Origin of the sequence: Cloacibacillus sp. (genome assembly GCF_020860125.1) — a bacterium.
In the GTDB taxonomy this organism is placed as follows: domain Bacteria; phylum Synergistota; class Synergistia; order Synergistales; family Synergistaceae; genus Cloacibacillus.
Genome location: NZ_JAJBUX010000080.1, coordinates 1 through 19,383, shown reverse-complemented (window position 1 = coordinate 19,383; position 19,383 = coordinate 1). Strand labels below are relative to the sequence as shown.

The following is a 19,383-nucleotide window of genomic DNA, read 5'->3' as shown; positions in this document are numbered from 1 at the left end:
AAAGATGATACATGCTTAACACGTCGTCAGGTCGCTATGCCTTTCGGAACGAAATATCGCGCAATAAAACAAAAAAGGCCGCCTGTACCCTTATCTGTCGTTTTTCTCCCGCTGCTCATCTTCGAGCAGGATACGCAGCTCTTCAACGTCCTCCCGTACACGTTTGAAGGTTGAATCTTTGGCAGTGCAGATTTCATGTTTTACACGGTCACGGAAAAATGAAGACAAAGAATCAAGCTCCATGTCAAAGGCGGAAAACTTCTTATTGCTTGCTATGGTAGACGGAGGCGGGGCGTTTTTACCGGCGTTTTCAAAGAGAGAGGCCAAGTCCTCAATGGGGATGGCTTCATCGATTTCTCCGAGCCAGTAAGAAGAGGTGATTCTCGTTATTTTTACGAGCTTGTCCAGCAATTCAATCGATGGGTTTGACAGGCCTTTCTCCAAGCTGCTGATATAGGTCTGCCCATAGCCCAACAACTCTCCAAGTTTTTCTTGTGATGTTTTTCCCCTATATTTTTTTAACCTTCTGCCGAATTCTTTAGTGTCCATATTTAATAATATACTTACAATTTCTACAAATAACTAATTAGTTATATTGGTAATAACTATTCATAATATCATTGACAATGCTTAAAATAACCAGTATTATTGCTAAGTAGAGTTTGATGATAAATACTAACTGTAATGTAAAAAATATTATTGTTAGAAAAATATAGCCGCGCAATTGTAACGGCAGGATACGGACAGTGGTAAAGGCGTATGAAGAGAATACAGCCTGGTAAGCTGTGTGAATATCTTTGTCGTGACTGTTGAGTTATGCGCTGATATATGTACCGCCTTTATCTTCGAGTGGAATCATAAAATGCGGGCTTGGTGTCTTTAGCCTACGCGGATGTTGTTCTTAGCCTGTTTTTGAAAAACGGGGACATGCGTTAGAAACCTGAACATGCGGGAGGTGATAAAACGTTTGGTTCAGCAGAGAAAGTGTTAACCCTATTCATGCCTGTCTTTTTGACAGCAGCCGTTGTCGGCAGGGGAGCTTTCGATGCTGATTTTGTGTGGTTGGGTTCTTAGTAAGCTTGGTCCTAACAAAAGAAAAGGAGTGTTATGAAGAATGAGAAGACGGTTCCTATCTGTTTTTGTGGCACTGATGATGCTGTCAGTGCTGCCATTATCGGCGTTGGCGGCGGAAACGCTGAACGGCGCGAAGCTTTATTCTATCAATGAAAGCGCTATACTTGAATACAATGTCGTTTACTCCGCCGATGTCAGCGGCGCGAAGGTCGTTGATAAGAGCGGCAACGGTATTGACACGGTGGCAAAGCTGAAGGAAATTATGGGAGTGCCGGATGCCCCGGCGGCAGTTTTAAGCACCGACACCGGCGAGCGTACGCTGGGCAAAGCGGTTGTCGCCGATCTTGCCATCGATGACAGTGGTAAGATCGCAAATGTCACTGTCACGAAGGTCCGTACCCGTCCAGTGGTCGGTATCTCCTGGAAAAGCGATAAGATAGGATCGGATTACAAAGGATTTGCCGAGGCCTTTGAGCGTAACGGAGCTTTCGCCGTATTCCTGCCGCAGGTAAAGAGCGCTGAGGAGGCTAAAGAGGTTTTGTCCAAGATTAACGGCCTCTTCGAGACAGGTGGGGAAGACTGGAACCCCGCGCTTTACGGTGAAAAGCAGACGCCGCACGGATCAAGCGGATGGAATGACGCTCGCGATACTTCGGATATCAGTCTGATGCAGCAGGCTGTCGCCATGGACGTCCCTCTGCTGGCGGTCTGCCGCGGCGAGCAGGGTTTTAATGTGGCGATGGGCGGCGGTTTGATCCAGGATATCCCCTACTATCTGGGACAGAAGGTTATCGCCGGTGAGATCGATGAAAGCCGTGTTACCGGTGTGTTTGAAGATAAGGGGTATAACAAATGGGATGAGGAGACTCAAAAATATGTTAATGTTTCCGCCGATTGTAAGGAACACCCGCATTACCGTGTCCAGATAGACGGCCTGATCCACAGCGGCGGCACAGGCTATCATAACCTTAAATCAGGGGAGAACATAGGCATACTTACTGGTTCGAAATGGCTGTATGATATCATCGGAGACACCTCGATCGATCTGGTCGCTACGGCGCACCATCAGGCCACCAACCCGGAAAAGCTGGGCAAGGGACTGACGATAGCGGCTTACTCCTCCGACGGTATCGTAGAGGCAATAGAGCACCGCGACAGCCTGTTCGCCCTCGCGGTACAGTGGCATCCGGAACGTGACGCGCTGAAAGATACCCGCGGCGTGGATGTCGATCAGGACCTGTGCAACGCCGTGCTTGGCGCTCTGGTTAAATATGCCGGAACTCACGCGGACGGCCCCGCATCCCACTCGTCATCCTCATCTGGATGCAACGCCGGAGCGGCCGCAGGACTGATGGCTCTTCTTGCCATGCCCTTGTTTTTCTACGTCAAAAAGAAACGGTAGTTATTACGTGGTATAACAAAAGTTGATATCTGCCCTATCGCCTGCCGAACTTATGCAGGCGATAGGGTTTTTTTTGCCGAATTATAGTTGTTGTGAACTCAGATACCAATGCGGCAATGCGATTTATATATAATCAGCCGCTATCGTTATATTTTATTTACATTATCGAATAAAATATAGGATAATCCTTCCTTCATGCTGGCTACAGAAGTAAGAACGATAAAAGATATTTCCGGTATATCTGTGTTTTTTTGTCTCCTGTACAAGTGGCGGCGATTGTCGCCTCTCGTTTGAGAATATTAATCAAGAGTTTGTTTTTTCTAGTGCGGTATTTAAATACACGCCGCTCATGTGTAACCATTTATATGTTTCAGGCTCTCCACTGAGGAGGATTTTTTGGTGAGTGAAACAGAAGTAAAAGTAATTGATCAGGTGGAGGAGAACGCGAAGATCGTTCTTGAAGGTCTTATGCGCAAGTACGCCACGGAGGCGCGTTTCAGGGCGTTTACCGGCTGGCAGGGACAGATGTGGCTCCGATTGCCGTTGCAATGTCCAGCTACCATTTCTCACCTCGGGTTTTGGGCTGCTGCTGCCACAGATGCAGGGCGCCGTCCATCTGGTACTTACACTGGCACTGGTCTTTCTTCTCTATCCGGCTACGTAGAACAGGCAATCCAAGACAAACGACATATGCGGTTGCTGGCCTTTGGATGAGTCTTAGGGCTGATGATCACTGGCACGATCTCCGACATCGCAGTCCTGGCGCTGATCTATATTATTCAGTGAATTAAGGAGAAGAAGCTCTTCGCGGAAACGAAAGCATAAAACTATTTTTACCATAGGTAAATGGCGTTTCTTCTCGGAATTGTAAATAGTTAAAAAAGGAGGCTAGCGTTGATATATGATGCCAGTCTCCTTAGTTTGTTATTGTGTTTTTAGCCGCATATAGTGGTTTTGTGCTACGGAATCTCCCATATCGGCGGCTTTTTTATAAAATGACAAAGCTTTAGATATGTTTTTTTCTACGCCAAATCCGTTTTCATACATCAGCCCAATATTACAAATTGCTTCTTGTGAATCAAGGCTCTCTGCTTTTTTGTACCACTTGAAAGCTTCGTTATAATCCTGTTTTACTCCATAGGACATCCAGTACATGTTTCCAAGAGTGACCATAGCCTCGCTATTTTTCAATTCGGCAGCCTTTTTGTACCACTCCATCGCGAGTTTCATATTACCTTTGCTTCCGTCTAAGCCGATACCTTTAATATAGGCTATCTGGCACATTGCGTTACTGTTTCCTTGAGCGGCGGATTTTTCAAACCATTTCATTGCTTCCTTAAAATCCTGACTTGCACCGAAACCGCTCATGTACATTGATGCAAGATTAAATTCAGCTTCACTGTTTCCTAACTTTGCTGCCATAAGATAGCTGTCATATGCTTTTTTCAAGTTTACTGTTGTACCAAATCCTGACTGGTGCATGACCCCAAGGTTTTTATACCCTTCGGCATTTTTATGTTTTGCCGCTTTTTCAAAATAACCGAGGGCTTTTGTGTAATCCTGTGACACGATCTTACCATAGTAATAGATATTACCAAGTGCAACAAGCGAAGCCGGGTCTCCTTTTGTTGCGGCCTCTTCATATTTACCAATAGCTTTACTGTATTCTTTGTTTTTTTCAAGTTGTTGTGCTTCTTGAAAAATAATATAGTTTTTTTGAATAGCACTTTTACCTATCCAGGAATAGCCACTAATAATTATTATTAATACAGTAATAATAATAAAAATGTATAGTTTTTTGTTTTTATGGCTAATATTTTCCATAATAATCTCCTTTATGCTGAAAAATCAAATTAAGGATATAAAATATAAATTTTATGAAAAATTGCCCTCAGTTAATAAAACTGATTGACTCCGTGCATAAAGTAGTATATCCTATACTTATTATTTTGTAGATAGTCTTGTAAAAAATTATAGGTTAGTATTATATGTACATCAAAACATTTCTGAATGATGGAGTGTAGCTGATATGTTGAAAAAGTCAAGCATATGTATTGACATTGTAAATATAATGTGCTACGCTCAGTCAGTCAGTCAGTCAGTCAGTCAGTCAGTCAGTCCTTCTAAGTAATTATTTATATAGTAAGAATTCAAAATTACACAGTAATCTAGCACCGAATATCGTAGAATGGGTGTTTCTGTTGCATTTTTTCTATGCAACAGAGATGCCCGTTTTGCATGTTTGGAGGTGTTGCTAAGCAATAATCCCAATCTGTTTGCCCTTAGTTTTCCGTGCATAGAGTTTAGTGCTTTGTTTTATTAATTTTAAGGTTTCGAGTCCAAGGAAGCATGCCAAATATTTTGAAATATTCAAATGTAAATATTGACATTGTAGACATAATGCGCGAAACCCAATTGTTTTGAAATAGTTTTTTTACAAGTAATAATTTAATTTTTTGTATAAGCAATAGCCTGACATTTTTTCATTCTTGGCGGGTGCTCTATGTGTGTTCTTGTATGCTCGAAGTACTCGTTTTACATATCTGGAGGTGTTGCCTGCAAATAGAATTAGATAAATGTATAGTTCCTGCTTTTTATGTCTATTATGCTATTTTTTGTTTGTTCGACAAAAGTAAGGAGGAGACGAAATTGTTCAGGTTAGCAAAGAAAACAGCAATACTTTCAGGACTTGCCTTGGTTGCTACTGCGACTATTGGAATAGGCGTTTCTAATGCTGATTTTGCATGGTCAGGGGCTTCCGTAACGCCGGAAGAAAGCCAGAAGATGCACCAGACCGTGTCCGAGATGAAAGATCAGCTCGTTGATGCTATTCTAGGTGGAGTAAAGTACGATACGATTTCCTATAGTTCCTCAGAATACGTTAATGAAACTCCAGATGTGGTGTATTGGAACGATCCAACTGAACCAAACCGCAAAGCCGCAAAATTCAATTATGCGAAAAATCTTGCAAAAAGTCTTGGTTTTCCTATTGTAGTACAGCGTAATGATGCCATGTATGTTTATGCAGAGTTTGGAGACCCGGATGCTCCGGAAATGGTCATGGCTCTTAGTCACCTTGACTCTCCGCCGGCTTCTGTCAGTACTTCGAATATGCCGCGTTGGGTAAGATCGCCCTGGACTCCTTACATCAAAGACGGATGGATGTACGGCTGCGGTCTTCAGGATGATAGCGGTCCTACCCTCGCAACTTTGTTTGGCGCTAAAGCTATTATGGACAGCGGTTATGCTATTGATCGCCGTGTTCGTGTCGTAATGGGGGGATTTGAGGACAACAGTCCGAGTAACAGGAGAATACCGTTAAAAAACGGGGTATACACGCCAACGCAGGATGGAGGCATGACCTCTTCGTTTTATGATAATTGGTGTTACAAACTTCGCCACCAGGAAGAGATGCCTGTCGGTTCCTTTACCTCCGATTCACGTTTCCCTGTAATTTATGGTAACACAGTCTCTTGGAACTGTGACTTTACTAAAGATATTTCTATAGATGACGGGAAAGACTTTAGCCTATTGGATACAAAACTTGATGTTACCCATTATCCTGAAACTGATAAAACGATCAAACACATAATATATGGAAGCGGAGTTATGGTGCCGTCTCGCGCAGCATTTACGCTCAGAATTCCAGACGATGCAGTGGGTTCGACTAGTAGTAATGGTGATAAAGAGAGAATGGATTTCCAGGCCAAGTTCAATCTTGCGATTGTAAACGCAGGATGGGAGGTAGAGGATTTTAAATATGATTACTCAACTGCAAATGATTATGGGTGTAAGAACGTTACTATAACAATTGATACTAAAAAAGCAATGGAGACTCCGACTCCCGCATACGGCAGCAACGCCTACGTGAGGATGATGTATGGACTTTCAAAGGCTCTGCCGGATGGCCTTGAAGTTAAAACGGTCGCGGAAAATCTTTCATTCTTCTTTGCACCAGACGGAGTTGAAGATGTTCGCGGCTACAATCTCGGCTGTGGCGGTAAGCATCCTAAAACTGGTTATGAAATGATGACTATCGCTCTTGGCTACAGCGATACGGATAAAATTAGCGGAGAAAAGTATTTCCCATCGCCGTATGATCCTGTCACAGGCAAGTTTACCGCACGTCTCTATACGCGTTCTCTTTGGGAGACAAAGGACGAATCTAATGCAAAATGGATGGCGCATGTTACTGCATTCACTGATAAGGGATGGACAAAAACTGGCAGTATGACTCCTCCAACAGGGCTTCCAACACTTTACGCGCCCGCAGATTCACCTCTTGTAAAAACAATGTTTGAGGCCTATCAGTTTGGCCTTCAGCAGCCAGGTTTTGATGACGCCGATGAAATTTTCAAGAATGCAACGCCGCTCGGAACTACCGGAGGTACTCTTGCCAGCGACTATTATGGCAAACAGATAGCATACGGTGCGATTATTCCTGGAAATGAACGTTGGTGGCACGCTCCCAATGAGCGTATGACGGTAGACAGTGCGGTACAAATGACCCAGCTATATACAGATGGTTTCCTTGCTCTCGCGAGATATCCTGGAACAGCCGGGGCACAGATCGTCAAGGCTGATTTTGATGGCTATGATTCCTCGCGTTCAGAATTGGCACAGCTTGATGTGACGATTGGTACGTATCAGGATGCCCGTAATGAAGTTATATTTGACGGGGCTAAGGTTGTCGCTGCAACTAAATTTAACATCCCTGTATTTAAATCCAATCTGACCAGTACGCAGCGTTCTGATTACATTGCCCTTGGTCATGAACAGGGAGGTATATATCTCAATGTTGACAGCATCTCCGAAGATCTGATATTACCGCTGCGCCTTGAAATGAAACTTACACCTGATTCTATCGGAGCTTCTCAGGAAACATGGAATACGCTTAAAGCGGCAGACGTAGCAACATTACTCAAAACCTTCAAATTCTATGTGATGATTGATGGTAAGGCTGTAGCTTTAGAGGCTCCAGAAGGCAAGGAATCTCTCTATTTCTTTAAGAGAACATCACAGTATAGTGATAATATTTACCTCAGCGCTTACATAGCGGTAGCTGATACAGCAGGGAATGACATGACAACTGCGGAGGTTTCCTCTATAATACCTAAGTTTGCTGATGAGAAAAACCGTTATATAGATACAGCAGCAGAAACGCGAGGGTTTTTTGTCATTAAGGATGGCAAGCGTGATGCTGAATTTACGTCGCCTGTAACGTTTGTTGCGGCGGATAACGTTACACCGCCAAGGCCGTCAAATGGTGGTAGCAGTAGCGGTTGTAACTCGGGCTTCGCCGGTCTGATGGCGCTTCTTGCCTTACCTGCGCTCTTTATCAAGAGAAAGAAAAGGTAAGTATCCCTCGTCACAAACCAGATGTAATCTTTGGATTTCTGTCGCCTGCCAAACTCTGGCAGGCGACAGAAACAAAAATAACATGTAGGATTGAATTATAATGAAGAGAAAATGGGATATTTAGTTTTTTATTTAAGCTATTAAGAGAATATCCGGAGAGAATACAGATTTGGAGCTAATGTTTTTTCTCCGGCATTGTATCTTTATAATGATAGCTGTGTCTCGCCGTGGAATATTTAGAAAGCTGATTGTTGATACTTGTCTAATAAAAGTATATAATAATTGATGAGATTTTTTATTATTTACCGGAACGACAGCTATTTGCATAAAAAAGTATAGAATCTTGATTAATCAGGAATTTATTTTATTGTTTGGTATGTAAATACTTGCCGTTTTGTGTAACCGCGTATATGTCTCAGACTCTCCACGGAGGAGGAATTTTTGGTGAGTGAAACAGAAGTAAAAATAATTGATCAAGTGGAGGAAAACGCAAAGATCGATCTTGAAGATCTTATGCGCAAGTACGACACGGAGGCGCGTTTCAGAGCGCTTACCGGCTGGCAGGGACAGATGGTGGCTTTGCTTGCCGTCGCGATGTCATGCTTCCACTTCTACACCTCAGGCTTCGGATTGCTGCTGGCCCAGATGCAGGGTGCCGTCCATCTGGCCTTTACGCTGGCACTGGTCTTTCTTCTCTATCCGGCCACGTCGAAACAGTCAAAGACAAGCGGCATACCCTTCTATGATTTTATCCTTGCCGCGCTAGGGGTTGCCAGCGCGCTATATCTCGTATTCTTCTTTAACGACCTTGTTACGAGGGCCGGGCTGCCTACCACAACGGATCTTGTAATGGGATTCATCCTTATCGCGACGTTGCTGGAGGCGACGCGGCGGATATCGAACCCGGTCCTTCCCTGTCTTGCGATCATCGCGCTGCTTTACTGTTATTTTGGACGTTACATGCCGCAGATGCTCGCGCACAGAGGCTTCTCCGTAGCGCGTATCGTAAACCATATGTATCTCGGTACGGAGGGGATATTCGGGACGCCTCTCGAGGTATCGTCGACCTTTGTCTTCATGTTCATCCTCTTCGGGGCCGTGCTTGAAAAGACCGGCCTTGGAAAGTTCATCATCGACCTGTCGATGGCCCTCGCCGGCTGGTCGACAGGCGGTCCCGCGAAGGTTGCCATCGTCAGCTCCGGTCTGATGGGGACCGTTTCCGGCTCCTCCGTTGCCAACGTCTGTACCACTGGTATGTTTACGATCCCGCTCATGAAGAGCGTCGGCTACGAACCTCACTTTGCCGGCGCAGTCGAGGCGGTCGCCTCTACTGGCGGCCAGATCATGCCTCCCGTCATGGGGGCGGGCGCCTTTATCATGGCGCAGTTCCTCGGCATGCCGTATATCCAGGTTGCCGTCGCGGCGATAGTTCCCGCTCTGCTTTACTACTTTGCGGTCATGGTTCAGGTTCACTTTGAGGCCTGCCGTCTCGGACTCAAAGGTATCCCCTGGTCGCAGCTGCCCCCGATATGGCCGCTGCTTAAATCAAAGGGATTCCTGCTTATCCCGCTTATCGCGATCATCTACTTCCTTCTTGCCGGCTACACGCCGCTGAAGGCGGCCTTTAACGGCATCCTTGTCAGCTTCGTGCTCTCGTGGCTCAACAAAGAGACGCGCCTGACGCCGGTTAGAATATACGAGGCCTTCCAGGCCGGAGCGCGCGGCGCTATCGGCGTGGCCTGCGCCTGCGCCACGGTCGGTATGGTTGTCGGTATGGGGACGCTTACCGGCCTTGCCCTGCGCATCGCCGGCGCGATCGTTACGGCGGCTGGCGGCAGCAAGATACTGACGCTCATCTTTACGATGTGCGCGAGCATCATCCTTGGTACTGGACTTCCGACGACGGCGAACTTCATCGTCACCAGCACCATGGCGGCCCCGGCGCTCTTCCAGCTTGGCGTTCCCACGATGGCGGCATATATGTTCGTCTTTTACTTCGGTATCGCGGCAGACCTGACGCCGCCGGTAGCTTTGGCTGCCTACGCCGGTTCCGGTATTGCCGGCTCCGACCCGATGAAGACGGGTGTAACGGCCTTCAAGCTGGCGCTGGCCGGATTCCTTGTGCCGTATGTTTACGTCTATAACCCGATGCTGCTTTTCATCGACGTGGTGCCGATGGTAATGGTGCAGGCGATCTGCACGGCCTTGATCGGCGTATTCCTGCTCGCGATGTTCTCGATAGGCTTCTTCAAAGCCCATCTTGCCTGGTACATGCGTATCCTGGCTTTTGGCGGAGCGATAGGACTTCTGATTCCTGGGACGACCTCCGACCTGGCGGGGCTGGCGGTGCTGGCCGTGATTTATATCGTACAGACCGCAAAGGCCAAAAGAAACGCGGCAAAGGCCTAGCTCCTTTTCACGGTTCCAGCCGGAACTCAGGTCTTGTGTTGAGTCTTGTTGGAAAAAAGAGTATTATAGTTGGCGATCAGCGGGCTTCTTTTAGGAGCCCGCATTGCAAAAAAAATTTTTTGGGGAGGAAACAAAAATGAAGAAAGGCATCATCGTAACACTTGTAGCACTTCTTGCAGCGCTTTCCCTTACCACCGTCGCTATGGCGGCGCCCACCTATATGTCGATCGCGACGGGCGGCACGACCGGCACCTACTATGCGGTCGGCGGAGCCCTCGCGGCGGCTGTCACCAAGGGCGGAAAGATCCAGTGCACGGCTGAGACCGGAAATGCTTCCGTGGCCAACGTGAACCTCATCGCCACAAAGGGTATTGAAATCGCGTTCGTGCAGAACGACATCACCTACTGGGCGTACAACGGAGAGCTGATGTTCCAGGGCAAGCCCCTTAAGAATATCCGCACCGTAGCCTCGCTTTACCCCGAGCACATCCAGGTAGTCATCGCTAAGGATGCCGGTATCAAGAGCATCGCCGACCTTAAGGGCAAGCGCGTAGGCGTCGGAGCCCCCGGTTCAGGCGTTGAAGGCGACGTACAGGCGATATTCAAGGTTGCCGGACTTACCTACAAAGACCTTAAAAAGGCCGATTTCCTCGACTTTGCAGCCACTACCAGCCGCTTCAAGGATAATCAGATCGACGCCGGATTCGTCGTTGCCGGTTACCCGACCGCTTCGATCATGGACCTCACCACGACGAAAGACGTCGACCTTCTGAGCTTTGACGACGCATTCCTCGCGAAGCTGCACAAGGCATATCCCTATTTCGTGGCAAGCACGATCCCCGCGAATACGTACAAGGGAATCGACAAAGAGACTAAGACCCCGGCCGTCATGGCGATCCTCATCACCAACGATTCAGTTCCCGCCGACCAGGTCTATGAATTCCTGACAGCTATGTTTGACAACCTTAAGGATATCGCTGCGGTCCACGCTAAAGGTAAAGAGATCACCCTTAAAGGCGCGCTTGACGGACTTACAGCTCCTCTGCACCCCGGCGCAGAGAAGTTCTACAAGGAAAAGGGACTTATTAAGTAAGATCGAGATTCTAGATTCACTGAGCCGCCTCTCAAGGCGGCTCTTTTTTTAAGCATTTTTTTAAATTAGGCCTTATTGATGATTTTTGTCCTTTATTCTGGTAATATAATCATAAACAAGGAAAATTGTTGTTTTTTAGACTCTTTTTTGTAGCTATGTAAAGTATATGGTAAATGCGCCGCGGCGGCTAGTGATTTTGCCGTAAAATATGTTGAAGTTATAGTATTTTTGCCGCAGTTTCTGTATAAATTAAATCAAGGAGCGAATTGACATCTTGATAAACTTCATCATTATGCCGTTTTCTGCGGCAGCCTTCGTCTACCTCATAATCAGCATCACGCTTTTATTTATGGGCATAGAAAACGCGGTGTTCAATATCAGTGACAGTGAAAGGGAGCCGATCCTTTCCCCTTTCAAGCGGTTTATCGAAGGAAAGATACGCCATGAGAAAAAAAAAGCTCCCCGCGCGCTCTACCTTTCGTGTCTTTTCCTCATTGCCGTTTACTTTTTTATCCCGATGGGGTCGCTGCCTCAGTTTTTCTCGGTCAGGGGCGGCTTTCTTATTGCTGTGTCGCTGCTGATTCTGGCGCAGAATTTTTATATCAGGGGACTCAAGCAATATTCAAAAGAGATATATTTTTCCATAGACATAAACCAGATAAATATACTTTTCAAGTTTACGGTAGCGTTGTTGCTTGTTATTATCACGCTTGCCTGGTTTGTGATAAATATCGGCGTGCCTGGAAGCATATTCTGCCTTAACACCTATGCTGCGATGCCCCTTGCGATTGTAACGAATTTTTGGGGGCGTATCGGACTGGTGTTCTTTTTCTTTTCTCTCGCCGTAGTCTCTCCCTGCCGCAAGGTAAGGCAGACGGAACTTACGGAATATATCTCATTGTTTGAGGTCTATGACGCCGTCCGCTCGACGCTCTGTCCGGCGATAATAACGGCGATCTTTGTCCCGGTAAACATCGGGCTGCTGCTTAGGCTAGCCGGTATTCCGATGTACGCCGCGGACTTTGCCTTTTTCTGGTTCAAGGTCCTTATAGTACAAATAGTGGTAATACCGCCGATAAGGGCGGCCTATATGAAGATGAGGGAGCGTCTGCCGCTTGGCTGGAAGTCCTCACCATATCTTCTCCTTTCATACTGCGGCGTCGCCCTCTTTCTTGTGAACCTCTACCTGTAGGACGAGAATAGCCGCTGTTGTGGAAGCGGTTCGTAAAGGGCCTCCGTTTTATAGAGCTCTGTAAAGAGCATAGGACCGCTTTTTACTGCTACAGTAAGACGTTTTCCGGGGAAAATTTTGAACAAGCACGTTGTGCCGAATGGCGCCAATTCCATTTTATTGAGGCCGAAGGTCTTGTTGCCGACGCGAAGGTAATAATGGTCCCACGACTGGCGGCCGCCCTGAAATATCAGCCATTCTTTCGTGTTGATATAACAGCCGTTGTCGGGTTTGAAACAGGGCATTCCCGCGTTTGACGATTTCACGCGCTCCTGCCATGTCCATATCTTCCCGCCGAGCACGATATATTCATCTTCCACCGGCGTCAGCTCTACGGAGTGGATATATGTCGTCGTAAAACGCTGTCCCAGCGCCATGGGCACGGAAAAAAGCACCCTCCGGCTGTCGTCGAGGAGCTCCAGAGAATCTACGCGCCAACTCATGGAGGCGATAAAAAAAGCGGCTGAAAGCAGCGAAAAAAACAGAACAGCCACCGGGATACGTTTATACATGTCGTTCTCCACCTCGTTTCAGCTATACCTTATCACCAAGGGGCCGTTTTTACAATTTATGAAATTCATTTATGAACTCCAATGCTGTATACTATTTATATTAAGATAAGGAGTGGAATGATGTCCGAAAACATTCGTGATGTACTGTCCGAATTGATAGATAGCTATGGAATAAACATACTGGAAGACCCCGACAGGCTGTCACAGTTTCTTGAGGACCGCTGCGCGCAGCAGGCCGAGGAGGCCTTTCATCTTACCTTTGCCCTCAGGTATCTTCTCAAGTGTGGCTGGCGTGCCAATTCCGCAAAGGCGGTTCTGGATGGGGAACAGGAAGAACGTCTGTGCCAGCAGCTTGGATTTACGGCGGGACAGTCGAAAGAGGTCGCGGCCCTGATAAACGGCGCCGTAGCCGATAAATATGAAGATGAACGTCCCGCGGGAGAGGGGTTTGTCGCCACGCCTGGCAATCTTAGGAGGATATCCGGCGGCATCTCAAACCGGCCCCGAACGATGCGGATGCGTAAAAAATCTCTTTATAACGGCGTAATTCTGATCGCGGCGATGCTGGTGCTGTGCGTGCTCTTCTTCCAGATCGGCAGCCAGCGTACTCCTGTCGGCGACGAGCTGCGCATCGCCTTCTTCGCCCCGATGTCCGGCCCGGAGGCGCGCCTATCACATGTGCAGCTGAGGGCGGCGCAGCTTGCGGTCGAGCGTATAAATATTCAGGGGCCGCTGCGCGAGGAATATAAGCTTAAAGTAGTAGGTTTCGATTTGCCCAGGGATCCGGCGAAGGCGGTAGCCTCGGTCAAAAAAGCGATGAAGGACAAGAGCTTCCTTGTAATGATGCTTGGCGCCAACAACGGAAACGTTGCGGAGATAGCGCGGCTAGCCGAGAGCATCGAGGCGCCGCTCATCGTTATCTCGCCGACGCCGCCTGCTGAAGAGGAGCTTATGGACGCCGCGCTGCCCTATCTCTATACCTTCAGCCTCGTGAACGACGCGAAAGCGCGCGGCAAGGTGCTCTCCTATTTTGCCACACAGGCGCTGCATAAGAAACAGATCGCCCTCTATTACGACTCATCTGATAAATTATCCGAAGAGACCTACCTCTCTGCGCGCAAATGGGCCGTGGGGTTTGGCGCCAAGACTGTCACGGAGCTTTCCTATAACGGTAAAAAAGAGAGTAGTCACGATGCGGCGATGCGGGCGATATTCGAGAGTGGGGCGGACCTTCTGATACTGCCGGGAACGGGAAAGGACTCCGCGAAGATCGTTTCGGAGGCGCGCGCGGCCGGTTTTCTGGATACCATCCTTGGTGAGGGTTTTACCGATAAGACCTATACAGACGCGGGGGAGGCCCTGAAGGGCAGTTGGTGGGTGAACGAGGTGTCGGCGCTCGATCCGCCGATCCGTTCCGTCCTGAAGGAGTATCGCAGCCTCTATAACGAGAACTGCCCGCCGGAGGATGTTATGGCCGCCATACTGGCATATGACGGCGTACGCTGGATCGCGTCGGCTCTCCAGAGCACCCCCGGTTTCCGCGGGGAGGCGATACGCCATACTCTGCTGGCGACAAAGAACCTGCCGCTCACACACGCGACCCTTACCATCGACCCACGCAGCCATATGCCGCTCAACAAGGCTATGGCGGTCGTCTACTGTGCTCACGATAAGGGTATCTTCCAGCGGCGTATCAGGGTAAATAAAGACTGACCAGCGTACGGAGGCGGGAGCGCCGTGGCTGCGGCCACATATCCGAATAGATGAATGTTTGTCAAAGTTGTCCGCAAGAGCCGCATTTTAGTGGATAAACTCAGAAAAATCTGTGATAATAATGTTATATAAAGCGTAGTGGGGTGGCATAGGGATGGTAAAGAGGTTCAACACAGACCGGCTTGAGGATGCACTGAAAGCGGCCTGGCAGGGAAAAGAAAAATCAGACTGTATCTGGTGGCAGGGCGAATGGTGGAGCTGGGAGCGCCTGGAGGCGCTCATCACCGACTGTGAAGAGAAACTGCGTGTCTCTGGCTTTGGAAGGGGACAGCGCATTGCCGTACTGCTTCCCAACTCGCCGATGGTCTTGGCGCTCTCTGTCGCTTGCTGGCGGCTCGGCGGGGCGATCGCTCCTCTTAACGCGCGCACCGGCGCAGTAAACCTGATAGATACGATAAAAATGCTTGATGTAAACGCCGTCGTCCTCACGGACGAGGGCCATAAAAAGGCAGCGGGCGAGGGCTTCCCGTCGGATATACCGCTCGTTCCATCACCGCTCGAAGGGCCTCTGCCGCTGTGGCGGAGCAGACAGGGCAGGCCGGAGTGCGCGGAAACTTCCGTGATATTCTCCACCTCCGGGACTTCAGGACTGCCGAAGGCGGTGGTATGCCTGCACTCGAACATGCTCGGCAACCTTGCGCCGATAGAGGAACATGTTCCTGGGCTGCTGGACGAAGACGCGGTATTCCTCAACGTGCTGCCTAACTTTCACACCTTCGGCTACAACATGGCGGGGATGATGCCGCTGGCCTTTGGGGTGCGTCAGGCGGTGGTCCCGAGTTTCGTACCGGTGGACAGCACGATAAAGGCGATAGAGGAGGCCGGCGTCAACCGGGTGATCGCGGTGCCGACGATCATGGCCTTCCTGCTCGGGGCTCTGGCGAAAAAAGATCATCACATAAAGGGCGTTACGCACGTCATCACCGGCGGCGACCGTCTCAATGTGCAGATGGAGGCGCGCTGCCGCGAATACCTCGGCGTCGGCATCCTTGAGGGCTACGGCCTGACGGAATGCTCGCCGGTCGTCGCCGTCAACGCCACGGAGGCGGATAAGAAACTTGGTACCGTTGGCCGCCCCTATCCCGATTACCAGATCGAGATACGCGACCGCGAGGGGAATTTGCTTGACCTCCATCAGGAGGGCGTGCTGTGGGTGAAGGGGCCCTCCGTCGTTCCCGGTTACTTCCGTGACGAAAAGAATACAAAAGAACGCTTCCGCGACGGCTGGTTCAACACCGGCGACGTCGTCCAGATAGACGCCGACGGCTACATCAAGATCGTCGACCGCGCGACGGATATCATCATCGTCAGCGGCTTCAACGTCTATCCCCAGGAGGTGGAGGCGGTCATATGCGCCCATCCGGCGGTGCACGCCGCCGTTGCCGTGGGAGAGAAGAACAATGTCGCGGGAGAGCTTGTGAAGGCCTTCATCGTTCTCAATGAAGGGGCCGAAGTATCGGCGAAAGAATTGATGAGCTATTGCCGTGAGAGGCTGGCGCACTACAAAGTGCCGCGCAAGATCGGTTTCGTCACCGAATATCCGCTATCTCCCGCTGGTAAGATACTGCGCCGCGAGCTGCGGAAGATGAAGATCGAAAAACAGTAAAAAATTAAAAAAAGAAAAGCAGGTCCGCACGAAAATCTTTCGCGCGGACCTGCTTTTATGCGATAACTTTATTTTTTGATCAGATATGCCACATGTACGTACCTTTCAGACAGTCGGCACGCGCCGCGGCGGATATTTAATCGTCGTAATTTTTACCGTCGTTCCCGCCCTTGCCGGGTGCGTTGGTCTTGGTGTAATTCTTCCTCTCGCCGAGAACCTTGCGGTCGGGGGAGGCGTTCTGGTCAACACGCTTCGCCATGACCTCGGCCACCGCGTCGGCGCTGCCCTCCGCTCCAAAGGCGACGATGAAACGCTCCGCCCACCAGGCCATCTCATCGACGATCCTGTCGACGATCGGCTTGGGCTCCGCGAGGATCATATCGCAGAAGGGCAGATTGAGCTTCTTGTAATCTCCGCTCTTGCGGCTCATTCCCTTCTCGTCTCCGGCGGCGACGATCTTCTCCCAGAGCTCCATCGAAATGCCGCGGTCGGCCTCTTTCGTGTATGTGCCGCCCTCGGTGATCGCGTTGCCGGTGTTCGGGTCCATCTTGATTCCGTAGTAGACGTTCTGGAAGAGCGTCGCGACATTGCCCTTGCGGATGCCGTACTTACGGAAAGTCGATACCTTGTCGAGCGGTGTGCCGGAGATACCGTGTTGCGCTATCGCCACGCCGTAGGGCGCGATCGCGTCGGCGATCTCCTTCGTGCGGGTGAGATCGATGCCCTCCATCTGTCCCGCCGTCGGGTCATAGGTGCCGTGCAGGCTGCCGTTCGATATCGCGAGATAATCGGGGAAGACCTGCCAGGCGTTGAGGCCGCCGATATAATAGAGAGCCTCTTCGACGGTAGAAAGCTCGCCGGGCCCCTTGATCTCGCCCACCTCGACCTCAAGGCCGAGCTCCGAGGGCAGCCAGTCCGCGAGCGCGCGGGTGGCGGCGAAGTTGTCATAGTCGTCGAGGTGCGAGGCGTCTATGGCCACCGAGGTGAAGCCGTTGTTGAGGATCTTTGTGAGATGCCCCACGCCCTTCAGCACGTCGGCCTGTCCCTTAATGGCGTAATGGTCTACGTGGAGTCCGAATACCGCTCCGTGTCCCATCTCCTCGGAATACTTCAGGGCGTATTCGGGAATGTTGTCGTAGGTCGCGCCGCAGTAGGTCGCCTCTGATTTAGCGAGCTCGATGAGCACCGCCGCGTTCTTCTTCTTTGCCGCCTGAAGTACGGCCTTTATCACGAGCGGATGACGCGCATTTGCCGCAAGCACGATGGAATCGACTTCCCTGGCCGCCGCCGCGATATCACGCCCGCTGACAAGCCCCATCTCCGTCTCGCCGAAACGTGCCTGCACGTTCAGCGGACGCTTCTTCAGCAGCTCCTGATATGCTTTGCTCTTTACATCCATTGGAATCTCCCCCTGAGAAATTTCTATAATAAGGTGCTTATAGCCTAATTGTAGCCCTTATAGTGTGATATTGCAAAGGAATTGCCGCAATATTACAAAGTGAATTATTTATCTTTGTTACGATTTCTCCGGTAAGGCTATGCCGGCCAGCCAGGTAAGTCCGATGGTCGCGGCGATCACCGGCAGCGTCGCGCCTATTGGGCTACCGACGGTCATGAGATAGCGGTAGAGGGCGAAACCGACGGCCCACAAGATGATGTTCCGCAGCGAGATCTGCCTTGCCGCGCGGTTTCTCTTCAGGATGAAAAAGTCCGTCACCATCACTGCCACCATCGGCGCGAATACGGAAGAGATAAGGTAGAGCAGGTTCTCGTAGCTGTCGGAGCGCGCGAAAATGGCGGTCATCGTGCCGATCGCGCAGACGGCGACTCCCGCGGCCTTTTCCTTTATTCCGCTGAATATGACGTGGAAACTGATACCCGCGGAATAGGCGTCGAGAAAGGTCGTCGTAACGGTGGAGAAGGCGACGATGACCACGCCCGCGATACCGAGCCCTGCTTCAAGCATGATCTTCGCGATATCCGAGCCTCCCGTGTAGATCGCGACTCCGAGGCCGATGAAATACATCCAGCAGCTGGCCAGCGAATAGACGACGGTGCTCACGGCGGCGCTCTTTTTCGGCTCCTCCGCGTCGCGCATATAATCGGAGATCAGCGGCAGCCACGAAAGGGGCATCGCCACCGAAAGCTCCATCGCGTCGGCGAAGCTCATCACGCCGCGGGCCGCCTCCGTCGCGCCGCGCTTGAATACGATGAAAGAGAGCACCAGCGTGAGGATGAAGAGCGCCGCCATCGCAAGCTTGTTGACACGCTCGAAGTTCTTCATGTCGAGCATTATCCAAATGGCGATCATAATGCCGATCACGCCGCACCAAAGGGTATTGTCCGTGCCGTACATCGGGTTGAGGATGATGCCGAGCGAGATCGCGTCGCCCGCGATCATCACCGCCGTCCAGCCCACAAGCTGCAGCACGTTGAGCGCCGCGAAAAACTTCGCTCCCTGCTCGCCAAAGGAGAGCTTGACGCTCTCCATCGCGCCGCGTCCCGACAGGCCGCCGATCAGCGCCGCGAGATACATGAGGAAGCCGCCGATCAGATGCCCCGCGATCACCGCCCCCATGCCGCGCGCCATTCCCAGCGGCGCCATCAGTGTGCCCGTATATATTTCCGCGATGGAGACCGCCGCGCCGAACCAGATCAGCGCGTTAGCCGTTGTCGTTCTCTTCTCTTCGTTCATCGAAAACACCCCTTAAAAATAATGACGGCCCCTCCAAGAAGGACAGCCATCATCTGATCCAAGCTATTCTCCCTACGGTGGCATTACCCACATCAGGTTCATCGGGTCGAGGGCCAGCCTCCTCTCAGCCTGAAAATTCAGGCTCCCCGTAATTGCGGCGGAAACACCTTCCGCTCTTTGCAAATATTCTAAACAGTATCGCGCAAGTTGTAAAGTTCACTTAGTAATGT

At 50.1% G+C, this 19,383-nt stretch carries 13 protein-coding genes and 1 riboswitch; of the genes, 8 read left to right on the top strand and 5 right to left on the bottom strand.

Annotated elements, in window-relative coordinates; genetic code table 11:
* Nucleotides 1–90: 90 nt before the first annotated feature.
* On the bottom strand, nt 91–549 hold the full coding sequence (locus tag LIO98_RS10615; RefSeq protein ID WP_291956695.1) for a helix-turn-helix transcriptional regulator: 459 nt from the start codon (nt 547–549) through the stop codon (nt 91–93).
* Nucleotides 550–1,114: 565 nt separating this feature from the next.
* Here LIO98_RS10615 and LIO98_RS10610 point away from each other — a divergent pair.
* Nucleotides 1,115–2,476 (top strand): gamma-glutamyl-gamma-aminobutyrate hydrolase family protein, encoded by a 1,362-nt coding sequence (locus LIO98_RS10610; RefSeq protein WP_291956693.1) that lies wholly within the window; start codon nt 1,115–1,117, stop codon nt 2,474–2,476.
* A gap of 399 nt (nt 2,477–2,875) precedes the next feature.
* Complete coding sequence (locus LIO98_RS10605; RefSeq protein WP_291956691.1) at nt 2,876–3,190, top strand: hypothetical protein; 315 nt, start codon at nt 2,876–2,878, stop codon at nt 3,188–3,190.
* Nucleotides 3,191–3,400: 210 nt separating this feature from the next.
* Here the strand turns inward: LIO98_RS10605 and LIO98_RS10600 are convergent, their stop codons facing one another.
* The gene (locus LIO98_RS10600; protein WP_291956688.1) at nt 3,401–4,300 is read right to left on the bottom strand and encodes a tetratricopeptide repeat protein; all 900 of its coding nucleotides are present in this window, start codon (nt 4,298–4,300) and stop codon (nt 3,401–3,403) included.
* A gap of 825 nt (nt 4,301–5,125) precedes the next feature.
* Between LIO98_RS10600 and LIO98_RS10595 the strand changes: the two genes are divergently transcribed.
* From LIO98_RS10595 to LIO98_RS10580, 4 genes are all read left to right on the top strand, one after another.
* A complete protein-coding gene (locus LIO98_RS10595) occupies nt 5,126–7,834 on the top strand; it encodes a M20/M25/M40 family metallo-hydrolase (RefSeq protein WP_291956685.1) in 2,709 nt (902 codons plus the stop codon).
* 444 nt (nt 7,835–8,278) lie between these two features.
* Nucleotides 8,279–10,243: a TRAP transporter permease gene (locus LIO98_RS10590; protein WP_291956681.1), complete on the top strand. Its 1,965-nt coding sequence runs from the start codon at nt 8,279–8,281 to the stop codon at nt 10,241–10,243.
* 136 nt (nt 10,244–10,379) lie between these two features.
* Nucleotides 10,380–11,336: a TAXI family TRAP transporter solute-binding subunit gene (locus LIO98_RS10585; protein ID WP_291956678.1), complete on the top strand. Its 957-nt coding sequence runs from the start codon at nt 10,380–10,382 to the stop codon at nt 11,334–11,336.
* Between the two features lie 292 nt (nt 11,337–11,628).
* A complete protein-coding gene (locus LIO98_RS10580) occupies nt 11,629–12,528 on the top strand; it encodes a hypothetical protein (protein WP_291956675.1) in 900 nt (299 codons plus the stop codon).
* On the opposite strand, the gene LIO98_RS10575 is transcribed toward LIO98_RS10580, so the two are convergent.
* Nucleotides 12,519–13,079, bottom strand: coding sequence for a DUF1850 domain-containing protein (locus LIO98_RS10575; protein WP_291956672.1), 561 nt, complete (start codon nt 13,077–13,079; stop codon nt 12,519–12,521). The genes LIO98_RS10580 and LIO98_RS10575 overlap by 10 nt on opposite strands.
* Before the next feature lie 153 nt (nt 13,080–13,232).
* Between LIO98_RS10575 and LIO98_RS10570 the strand changes: the two genes are divergently transcribed.
* Both LIO98_RS10570 and LIO98_RS10565 read left to right on the top strand, forming a co-directional pair.
* Nucleotides 13,233–14,792, top strand: a complete 1,560-nt coding sequence (locus LIO98_RS10570) for an ABC transporter substrate-binding protein (protein WP_291956669.1) — start codon at nt 13,233–13,235, stop codon at nt 14,790–14,792.
* A 154-nt stretch (nt 14,793–14,946) separates the two neighbouring features.
* Entirely contained in the window at nt 14,947–16,458 is a 1,512-nt protein-coding gene (locus tag LIO98_RS10565; RefSeq protein WP_291956666.1) for an AMP-binding protein, read from the top strand.
* Nucleotides 16,459–16,594: 136 nt separating this feature from the next.
* On the opposite strand, the gene LIO98_RS10560 is transcribed toward LIO98_RS10565, so the two are convergent.
* Together LIO98_RS10560 and cytX are read right to left on the bottom strand one after the other, a co-directional pair.
* Nucleotides 16,595–17,857, bottom strand: a complete 1,263-nt coding sequence (locus tag LIO98_RS10560) for a class II fructose-bisphosphate aldolase (RefSeq protein ID WP_291956663.1) — start codon at nt 17,855–17,857, stop codon at nt 16,595–16,597.
* 117 nt (nt 17,858–17,974) lie between these two features.
* Nucleotides 17,975–19,153 (bottom strand): putative hydroxymethylpyrimidine transporter CytX, encoded by a 1,179-nt coding sequence (cytX, locus tag LIO98_RS10555; protein ID WP_291956661.1) that lies wholly within the window; start codon nt 19,151–19,153, stop codon nt 17,975–17,977.
* A gap of 52 nt (nt 19,154–19,205) precedes the next feature.
* A riboswitch (TPP riboswitch) is annotated at nt 19,206–19,312 on the bottom strand.
* Nucleotides 19,313–19,383 lie beyond the last annotated feature (71 nt).

Excerpts from the sequence above, each read along its gene's own strand:
- LIO98_RS10565 (WP_291956666.1), top strand. The coding sequence starts at position 14,947 with ATGGTAAAGAGGTTCAACACAGACCGGCTTGAGGATGCACTGAAAGCG.
- LIO98_RS10585 (WP_291956678.1), top strand. The coding sequence starts at position 10,380 with ATGAAGAAAGGCATCATCGTAACACTTGTAGCACTTCTTGCAGCGCTT.
- LIO98_RS10580 (WP_291956675.1), top strand. The coding sequence starts at position 11,629 with ATGCCGTTTTCTGCGGCAGCCTTCGTCTACCTCATAATCAGCATCACG.
- LIO98_RS10575 (WP_291956672.1), bottom strand. The coding sequence starts at position 13,079 with ATGTATAAACGTATCCCGGTGGCTGTTCTGTTTTTTTCGCTGCTTTCA.
- cytX (WP_291956661.1), bottom strand. The coding sequence starts at position 19,153 with ATGAACGAAGAGAAGAGAACGACAACGGCTAACGCGCTGATCTGGTTC.
- LIO98_RS10615 (WP_291956695.1), bottom strand. The coding sequence starts at position 549 with ATGGACACTAAAGAATTCGGCAGAAGGTTAAAAAAATATAGGGGAAAA.
- LIO98_RS10600 (WP_291956688.1), bottom strand. The coding sequence starts at position 4,300 with ATGGAAAATATTAGCCATAAAAACAAAAAACTATACATTTTTATTATT.
- LIO98_RS10610 (WP_291956693.1), top strand. The coding sequence starts at position 1,115 with ATGAGAAGACGGTTCCTATCTGTTTTTGTGGCACTGATGATGCTGTCA.
- LIO98_RS10560 (WP_291956663.1), bottom strand. The coding sequence starts at position 17,857 with ATGGATGTAAAGAGCAAAGCATATCAGGAGCTGCTGAAGAAGCGTCCG.